Raw genomic sequence first — 8,831 nt, forward strand, 5'->3', positions numbered from 1 at the left:
AAATAATTGCTATAGCGCTGCGCCCAGGGAATAGGGAATCGGGAATCGGGAATCGGGAAAAAATACGATGTACATCATTACTATGAGAAACCATATCCAGGGATTGTTAGTAATGAAAAACAGTATTTTTTTATTTGTCAATAATATAGAATGTCCCTATTTACATTCCTAACCTTTAACTATTAATTGCTAACCATAAACAACTATAATTGATAGTATGGCTTGGTTAAGCAAAACCATTTATTTGCCAACCGTAAACATTACTTTTTGTATTTACGGTCAATTTTATCCATCTGTATAGCGTAGATAAAAATTAGGACGACAAAGGTAAAAATACTACCTTGTTGTGCCATCCAGAAGCCTAGGGGAATATTCCCTACACTGACATTGTTTAGTAATGTTACTAGCAGAATGCTACATACAACGGATACGAATGCCCAAACAATTAAGAGATTCCGAATTAATGCGATGTTGGCACGCCAGTATGCCTGACGCTTGTTCTGGTTCATAGTTTTATTAGTAATGCACTAAATTTACTATTTGCGCTTGACTAGTTTCTGGATATAGAGCAACCACCGACAATTGCCTTAACATGGCCTATCGGTATTGCAAAATGTGCTAATATATACAGAAAATTTGCCGGAGCTTAGGGATAGGTTACACCAAAGGTGAACAAAAACCGTCTTTTTGGGGTTTTCTTAATAAAACTAAACAATCCTGGGGATTTACTGGTGTCTTTAGGTTATGGCATTTCTAGATGCGCACCAGCATAGGCTGATCACATCTGTGAACTTTGGCACTGCCCCAGACCGCTTGTCCCGTTGTTTAAAGGAATATTAAATGAATTGTGGATATTATTTCGTCAAGAAACGTAAAGCTTAGAGCAAGATTATGTTAACTTTTGATAAAGTAAATCGTAACTTGATCACCAAACGCGATCGCTAAAATTAAACCTCCCCATCTCCCCATCTCCCCACACTTCCCACACTTCCCACCCTCCCTCTAATTATGAGTATTCAACCTGACTTGATATAAGAGTATCCCTATTGATTGGTGCTACCATCGGGCATAATAGTATTGGTTAAGTTCGCCCCCTTGAGGTTAGCACGGTAAACTTTGTTGGGATAACCCCAATCAGTAAGATCGAAGGTATAGTCTAGTTTTGCTCCCTTGAGGCTAGCGTCGGAGAGGTTGGCATCGGAGAGGTCAATTCCCCTCAAGTCAGCCTGTTCAAGATTCGCTCCCATCAAGTTAGCCCCCCTGAGATTGGCACTGACTAAATAGTGGTCGATTGGCAATGAAGCACTTATCTCCATATCAGCCAGATTTGCTTCTTGGAGATTCGCTTTCTCTAGGTTAACTCCACTAAGATTAATACCTACCAGATTGGCTTTTGATAAATTAGCTTCCCTGAGGTTAGCTCTTTCGAGCTTAATTGCTTTGGCGGAACGATATGATAAGTGGGCTTCTTGGAGATTAGCTTGTTCTAAGTTAGCTTCTGTGAGGTTGCTCCTTAGAAGGTCAGCATTTTTCAGGTTAGCTCTACGCAGATTAGCCCCACTGAGGTTAGCTTTTTCCAGGTTAGCGTTTTCGAGGTTAGCCCCTTCTAAGTTGACCCCTACCAAATATGCCTTTTCTAGATTCGCTCCCGCTAAGTTAGCCCCTGCTAAATTAGCCTTTTGCAGATTCACTCCTTGTAAATCCTCTCTGGAAAGTTCTAGCCCTGCTAAATTACAGTTTTGACAATTTTTTGTTTCCCGTAACTGTTCCAGAGGATTGTCTTGATTGAGAATGAGCCAAGTAATTCCCACAAGGGCAAGCAGTCCCAAAGAAATTCCCCAGATAAACGATTGTCTAAGTTTCATTGATGTGACCTATGGTAGTTTTTGCTATCTCTGTTTTATCAAACTTGCTTTAAAACCTTGATTTTTGCCGCTGAAAAGGCGGACTATTGAGTAGACCTCTTGCAAAAGTCTTTCGTGGTACAATTAGTTTGGCAAATTTTGATTTATGCTACGCTTAAGACTAACAAACTTGCTTTGTCCCCAGGGTAAGCTCATCTAATTTGGTATAAATTGTAACTTAAAAAAAATATAATTAAACCAATTTTTAGTAAAAGTGGAAAAAATCTAGGTCAAACTCAGTACGTTTGTTCTACTAAATCCCTGAACTTTCAACGTATTTTGAGCCAGAAAGCCTAAACCCTTGGGATTACTATGAGGATTTTTCAGATTTCTCAAATTACATTATCAATCATCTCGGGATTTTTGATAATAAAGGGTCCTTATTGACATTGAGGCAGCAGATTTTAGGTTTGTGATACTATCAAAAAACTTTTATAGCAATCCTAAATCAATTGAGAGAATGTTTGTTCCCTGTTCCCGTCTTGATGCAGTCGCTCATGGGGGGAACCACGGCAGCGCGGTCATGGGGGGGACCCCCAAGACCGCGCTGCCTCCCCAAGACCGCGCTGCATCGCTACTCCCTGCTCCCTGCTCCCTCCCTGTTCCCTTTGCTATATCTGTAGTGTGTGATACGAATTTAGATGAGCTTACCCTTATATACTAAGCTTTTTAGTGCTAATTTCACCCCTGAAGAGTCTCACTACAAAGTTGAAGAGATGCCAAAAACGAAAATACCATTCCATGTATCTCCAAAAGAGCAACAAAAAATAGCAATTATTGGCGCGGGTGCTATGGGTATATCAATAGCATCTATTCTAGCTAGATTAGAACTGGCTGAAGTGACCATTTTTGAAGCAGAATCAAAACCCTTTAATAGTAAAAGTGCTTCGACTAACAACACAGGTATTTTGCATCACTTTATTTATGGAGGACACAGAAATACCTTAGAAATGTTGTTTAAGCAAACTGTTTTATTTAGAAAGCTAATGCCCGACTATATTTTTGGGGATAGTAAGATAAATTACTTGGTTCCAAATGAGCCAAATAATACGGCAATAAATCGAGAAGGAGTAACATTCAAAGAAGTAGCTATTTTTCTGATAGATTTTTATAAAAAGTATTTAATAAAACACCCATATGATAATTATTTTGGCAAACCAGAAGAAATAGCAAAAATAATAGATGAAGAGAGTATCAAGTATTTTTTACATAGTCTAGGTTTATCGATAAATCAAGAAAATAATTGGTTTGAGCAAAGCACAATAAGAACTTTTTGTGGAGCAGTTCAAGTCAAACAGCCTGTGTTAAACATGGGGGAATATTGTAGTCATATGATTAACTTAATTGACTTGTTAATCAATAATAATTTGTTGAGTTTTAAAGGTAATACTAGAGTCAAAAGTATTGGTATAAATGACCAGGGATTTGATTTAAAAATCAAAAACAGTAACCAACTTTATTTTGATACCGTAATCAATGCTGGTTATGGTGGAGGCTTAGAAATTCCTAGTCCATCCCTTCAAGGTGAAATAAAGAAAGAGGGGAATATAGCTAAGCTTAAAGTATATGGATTATATAAGATTACTCAAGGGCTTAAATCACAAATACCAGGACTGGCAGAAAGTTTTTCAAGTACTCTACTTATCCGAGGTCAATACGGAGGAATTATTAAAGTTGGTTATGATTTTATTGCCATGTTTTATGGCCCAGAATATAACCAAGCAGAATTACACTTTCCTATAGATACAAATTCCCATCAGTTTTATGAACAATGGCATAATAATTTGCCCCAAATAATGGGAAGGAGTGAAAAAGAGATGATGAAAGCCATCAAAGATGGTATTTCTAGGTGGATTCCTTGGGCTAAAGAACTTGAAGATGTAAAACTTAAGAAAGCTGTTCAAGTTTATCCAGGTCGCCAACCTGCTAATGATTTAGAGGCGGCTAAACGAGATGATGAACCGGTTCGCTATAGGTATAAACATCAAAATGGGGGGATGTATATTCACATTACTGGGTCAAAATTGACATCAATTCCCTATAATGCTTTTAAGATTGTCCGAGAAATATTATCAACATATATAGCCAAAGGGATTTTAACCCAAGAGCAAGTTAATCAACACATAGCCATAGACGAAAGTCATGAAATAACTATTTCACCGCACATGGAATACGCACTTGGGAAAGATTTACCTCAAATGGACAGTTCAGAAAGAGAAAAAATTATACAAGAGTGGAATGTCTACTAACAATCTGACTTTTCACGGGATGTGGAAAGTTAGATTGTTAGTAAGCATTCAGCTTAAGGGCTACGCGCACGCTACTTGAGGTGCTATCATAAAGTAGGGTGGACAAAGTTCTATTATCTAGAATTCTGAAAAGAACTAAACGGTTTTTGCTAACCCTACAAGCTCACGGCTAACCGCTGACTCGCCCTAGGAGGCGCGCACCTTGAGCAAATTTAATTCGCCACGGGTTGCACCTAAAAGAGACATGCTGCTTTGGGCGCGACCTTGGAGGTTGTCGGAATTTATGGTTTTCTAGCGCTAACAAGTGAGTAATAACCGTAAGTTTGAACTATTAATATTTCTTCAAACCCAGCTTCTTGCAAAAGTTGCTCAAGCTCCGCTGCACTAAATTGCTTACCCTCAGTAACCCAAAATAGGCACAGGGAAAATGAAGTAGCAATTAGGGGACTGTCTTTAGTATCTGCTAGTAGTATTTCATGTAAATAAATTCGACCTCCATGGGGTAAGGCTTCAAAACTTTGCTTGGCTAAGTATAAACATTTTTCCCATCCCCAGTCGTGAAAAATATTACTGAATAAAACTGCATCGTAGCCAGCAGGAAAAGGGTCTTTGAAAAAATCCCCCACACATGTATCTACTCGGTCAGATAATCCAGATTCTGCTATGTATTCTTTTGCTATCTTGCATATTGTTGGTAATTCTAAAATAGTGCAGTGAATTTGAGGGTAACGCTGAGCTAAGGCAAAACAAAAAGCACCAGAACCTCCTCCTACATCAAGAAGATGTTTTACATTATAAAAGTCACCTTTACTTGCAGCACCAATCGCAGGAGAAACGGTTTGACTGTGCATATGCCTGGTAAAAGCTTTAGCTTTTTCTTCTTCTACTTCATGGGTTTCCCAAACATCCTTGTTGTTGTAAATGCTAGCCTTATCATTACGAAAAGCTTCTAGGAGAGAGGAATGGGATAGAGGATTTTCTCTTATGAAATGTAGTATGCCGCCCCAGTAATAAGGACTATGAGGGAGTAAAAAAGTTTGTGATACCTGGGTAAGGTGAAATTTTCCATTGAGCTGCACAAGATAACCTAGTGATGCCATTACTCCCAAAAGCCCTTCGGTAGCACGAGACCCCAAAGACAAGTTTATTGCTACCTCTTGAGCGGTTGCAGGTGATTGATCTAATAGAGAGAAAAGCCCTAGTTCGTCAGCGACGGTAAGTGTGGGAAAGTGGAACATTGACAACCATGTATCCCAAAGTAGTTTATCATCACAAGTTAATATTTCTAGTTCCTGATTTTTATCTGAGATTGACATGATATTGTCCTCCCAAAAGTGATGTCCCTGCACAGAGTAGCGATCGCACTAATCAACCAATTGATCGAGCAACTCGGAAAGCTCCAACTGGTCTTTGTTGCGGTTATGATTGTAAATCATTAGACATCTCCAATGTCAGGATAAACCCATCTAATTTTTTAAATTCTATGTATAGTGTTTTTGAAATTAAATAAACACTATATGTGGAAAAGCCATTGTCAATAAGCACAAGAAGGCCGGTTTATTGAGAAGTATCCCCGCTTACCCAACAAGATGCGTTTACCCTGTCTCCAATGTAAGCATTCAGGTGCTGGGGTTGACAAAAGGGGAAAGATGAGTAATATAGCGCTACGCGCAAGGCAATAGGAATCCCCCCTAACCCCCCTTAAAAAGGCAATAGGCAACAGTTGACTACAACAGCTTAGGTGCGCTTGACCCATTAAGAATTTAATTCGCCACGGGTCGCACCTTTTGCTGCTTTTATCAATGTCCTAACTTTAATGCGTAGTGCTATATTTTAGAACCATGGAAATTAAACCACCGCTGGGTGGTAGTCGAACCCGAAAGCTGTCCGTTATCTCAGGGAAACCACTGGGGAAGTAAGTGTGAGTCAACCCGAAGCTATGTCGTGGCTCAGCTGGTAGAAAGTCCCATCGCAATTGTAGTGGATTCACCATTCTACATTCTTAATTCTACATTCTGGAAGACCTTCACAATTCACCCTCAAGTCTTCACAATTAAGCCGAAACCTTCACAATTCAGCTGTAGTTTTCACAATTCAGCCTTAATTGCGATGCCATGTGGTAACGCCACCACCCTGGTCAATCAACGTAATCCCTTGAGCTTGCAAGTCATCGCGAATGCGATCGCTTAATTCAAAGTTCTTGGTTTTCCGTGCTTCAGCCCGCTGCTGAATCAGTGCTTCAATTTCCCCATCACTCAATCCATCCGTAGAAACTTCAGCTTCTTCTTCCGGTTGTGCTTCTAACCCTAATACCTCGGCTAATTCCACGAGACTACGCCATTGCTGCTCTAATTCTGAAGCAGGAGTCTCGGTTTTACCCTGATGTACGAGGATATTGCCTTCCCGGCGTAACCCTTTGGCCACTTCAAACAATACCGCTAACCCTCCAGCAAAGTTTAAGTCGTCATCTACGGCTTCTTGGAACTGTTGCGCTATGGTTTTATTTGATAAGTCATCCTGCAAGGGTTGTGATGGTTTGGGTGTGGCTGATTGGTCTTGCCATCCTAATTGTATACCATAGTTATGACCAAACAGCAAGCCTTCTTTGAGAGTTTGCCAGCCATTGGTAGCAGATGCGATCGCATCATCAGTAAAATCTACTGGCTTACGGTATTGCGCCATTAACACAAATAGCCGCACTGCCATCGGGTCAATATGAATACGGCCTCTGACTACTGTTCCGGTGATCCGCTGTGAAATACTGTTTATTTAGCATAACAAGTACGGAAGAGCCTGTAATACATGGCAGACTATAAGCAAGCACTGGTAAAAGACGGTAAGAATCCAGAAGGTCTAATTGTCTTTCCAGCTTTCATTACCCAGAAGGAAATCGATGCCCTTAAGGACTTTAGAGTCGGGGATCGGGATACCTTTGTTGTCGCCTATCCTAAATCTGGTACGACATGGATGGAGCAGATTGTTCACTTGCTTGCTCACAATGGAGAGCAAGGGGACAAAGTATTGAGTGAAGCAGTGCCTTGGTTAGAAGGTGCAGCAACTCGTTATGGAGGTTTAGAGAATCTGATTAAAACTTCTGGCGATCGCCGTTACTTTCACACTCATTTCCCGTTGTCTTTGATGCCAATGTTTGGCGAAACTAAAGCAAAGTATATTTATGTTGCTCGCAATCCTAAGGATAATGCTGTTTCCTATTATTATCATGCATTGAGCAAAATGGGATACGAGGGGAGTTGGAGCGAATTTATTACGCTATATCGTGAAGGCAAGGTGGCCTATGGCTCAATATTCGATCACGTTTGGGAATGGTGGAAAGCAAGCCAAGATTCAGATAATGTCATGTTTGTCAAGTACGAAGACATGAAAAAGGATTTAGCTCAAGTCGTTACCGATGTTGCTAGCTTTATAGATATTCCCTTAACCTCCGATTTACTCGATGCTGTGGTTGCTGGTAGTGAATTTTCGGCAATGGCAATCAATCCCAAAGCTAATCTGGATTGGGTGCCTCAGCGAGAAGGTATCCCCAAACATATGCGCAAAGGAATTGTAGGAGATTGGAAAAACCACTTTTCTTCAGAAGAGACTAGTATTTTTGATGCTCTATATCAATCAAGAATGGTACATTTTGGTCTGGAATTTGAATTTGAGTTAACCTATTAGAATTTAGAATTTAGAATTTAGAATTTAGAATTTAGAATTTAGAATTTAGAGGATATCTGAAAAGTTTTTTGATATTGAATTTTGCCCCCCTAGCCCCCCAATTCTGGGGGGAACAAGAATCAATTGGCTGGTAAAAGTCCCCCAAAATTGGGGGATTTAGGGGGCTTGGATGTAGCAAATGAGACTTCTCAGACAACCTCTAAGAATTTAGAATTTAGAATTTAGAATTTAGAATTTAGAATTTAGAACTAAGAATTAAGAATTGGTAATTCTACATTCGGAATTCTTCATTCTACATTTGGCATCCTATATTCTACATTTGGAATTCTACATTCTACATTCTACATTCTGCATTCTGAACAACCTTCACAATTCAGCCTGCCATCTTCACAATTAAGCCGAAACCTTCACAATTCAGCTGTAGTTTTCACAATTCAGCCTTAATTGCGATGCCATGTGGTAACGCCACCACCCTGGTCAATCAACGTAATCCCTTGAGCTTGCAAGTCATCGCGAATGCGATCGCTTAATTCAAAGTTCTTGGTTTTCCGTGCTTCAGCCCGCTGCTGAATCAGTGCTTCAATTTCCCCATCACTCAATCCATCCGTAGAAACTTCAGCTTCTTCTTCCGGTTGTGCTTCTAACCCTAATACCTCGGCTAATTCCACGAGACTACGCCATTGCTGCTCTAATTCTGAAGCAGGAGTCTCGGTTTTACCCTGATGTACGAGGATATTGCCTTCCCGGCGTAACCCTTTGGCCACTTCAAACAATACCGCTAACCCTCCAGCAAAGTTTAAGTCGTCATCTACGGCTTCTTGGAACTGTTGCGCTATGGTTTTATTTGATAAGTCATCCTGCAAGGGTTGTGATGGTTTGGGTGTGGCTGATTGGTCTTGCCATCCTAATTGTATACCATAGTTATGACCAAACAGCAAGCCTTCTTTGAGAGTTTGCCAGCCATTGGTAGCAGATGCGATCGCATCATCAGTAAAATCTA

6 protein-coding genes and 1 pseudogene are annotated in these 8,831 nt (G+C 40.2%); 2 read left to right on the forward strand and 5 right to left on the reverse strand.

Annotated features, from left to right (window positions below; all coding sequences use genetic code 11):
- Window positions 1–260 precede the first annotated feature (260 nt).
- Together F6K64_RS01635 and F6K64_RS01640 are read right to left on the reverse strand one after the other, a co-directional pair.
- Window positions 261–509 carry a DUF4212 domain-containing protein gene (locus tag F6K64_RS01635; protein ID WP_008185921.1) on the reverse strand — a complete coding sequence of 83 codons (249 nt, stop codon included), beginning with the start codon at window positions 507–509 and terminating at the stop codon, window positions 261–263.
- 534 nt (window positions 510–1,043) lie between these two features.
- Window positions 1,044–1,865 (reverse strand): pentapeptide repeat-containing protein, encoded by an 822-nt coding sequence (locus tag F6K64_RS01640; protein ID WP_008185924.1) that lies wholly within the window; start codon window positions 1,863–1,865, stop codon window positions 1,044–1,046.
- Window positions 1,866–2,545: 680 nt separating this feature from the next.
- On the opposite strand from F6K64_RS01640, the gene F6K64_RS01645 reads away from it, so the two are divergent.
- Window positions 2,546–4,153 carry an FAD-dependent oxidoreductase gene (locus tag F6K64_RS01645; RefSeq protein ID WP_287264713.1) on the forward strand — a complete coding sequence of 536 codons (1,608 nt, stop codon included), beginning with the start codon at window positions 2,546–2,548 and terminating at the stop codon, window positions 4,151–4,153.
- A 281-nt stretch (window positions 4,154–4,434) separates the two neighbouring features.
- Here the strand turns inward: F6K64_RS01645 and F6K64_RS01650 are convergent, their stop codons facing one another.
- Together F6K64_RS01650 and F6K64_RS01655 are read right to left on the reverse strand one after the other, a co-directional pair.
- Entirely contained in the window at window positions 4,435–5,469 is a 1,035-nt protein-coding gene (locus F6K64_RS01650; RefSeq protein WP_008185931.1) for a methyltransferase, read from the reverse strand.
- A gap of 784 nt (window positions 5,470–6,253) precedes the next feature.
- A pseudogene (locus F6K64_RS01655) lies at window positions 6,254–6,868 on the reverse strand (DALR domain-containing protein); the annotation flags it as partial.
- A gap of 87 nt (window positions 6,869–6,955) precedes the next feature.
- Between F6K64_RS01655 and F6K64_RS01660 the strand changes: the two are divergent.
- On the forward strand, window positions 6,956–7,831 hold the full coding sequence (locus tag F6K64_RS01660) for a sulfotransferase domain-containing protein (RefSeq protein WP_008185935.1): 876 nt from the start codon (window positions 6,956–6,958) through the stop codon (window positions 7,829–7,831).
- A 440-nt stretch (window positions 7,832–8,271) separates the two neighbouring features.
- Here F6K64_RS01660 and F6K64_RS01665 read toward each other — a convergent pair.
- Window positions 8,272–8,831, reverse strand: a 560-nt coding sequence (locus F6K64_RS01665; RefSeq protein ID WP_287264714.1) for a DALR domain-containing protein, incomplete at its 5' end; no start/stop codon positions are given.

The sequence above is a fragment of the Moorena sp. SIO3A2 genome (assembly GCF_010672265.1).
Taxonomy (GTDB): domain Bacteria; phylum Cyanobacteriota; class Cyanobacteriia; order Cyanobacteriales; family Coleofasciculaceae; genus Moorena; species Moorena producens.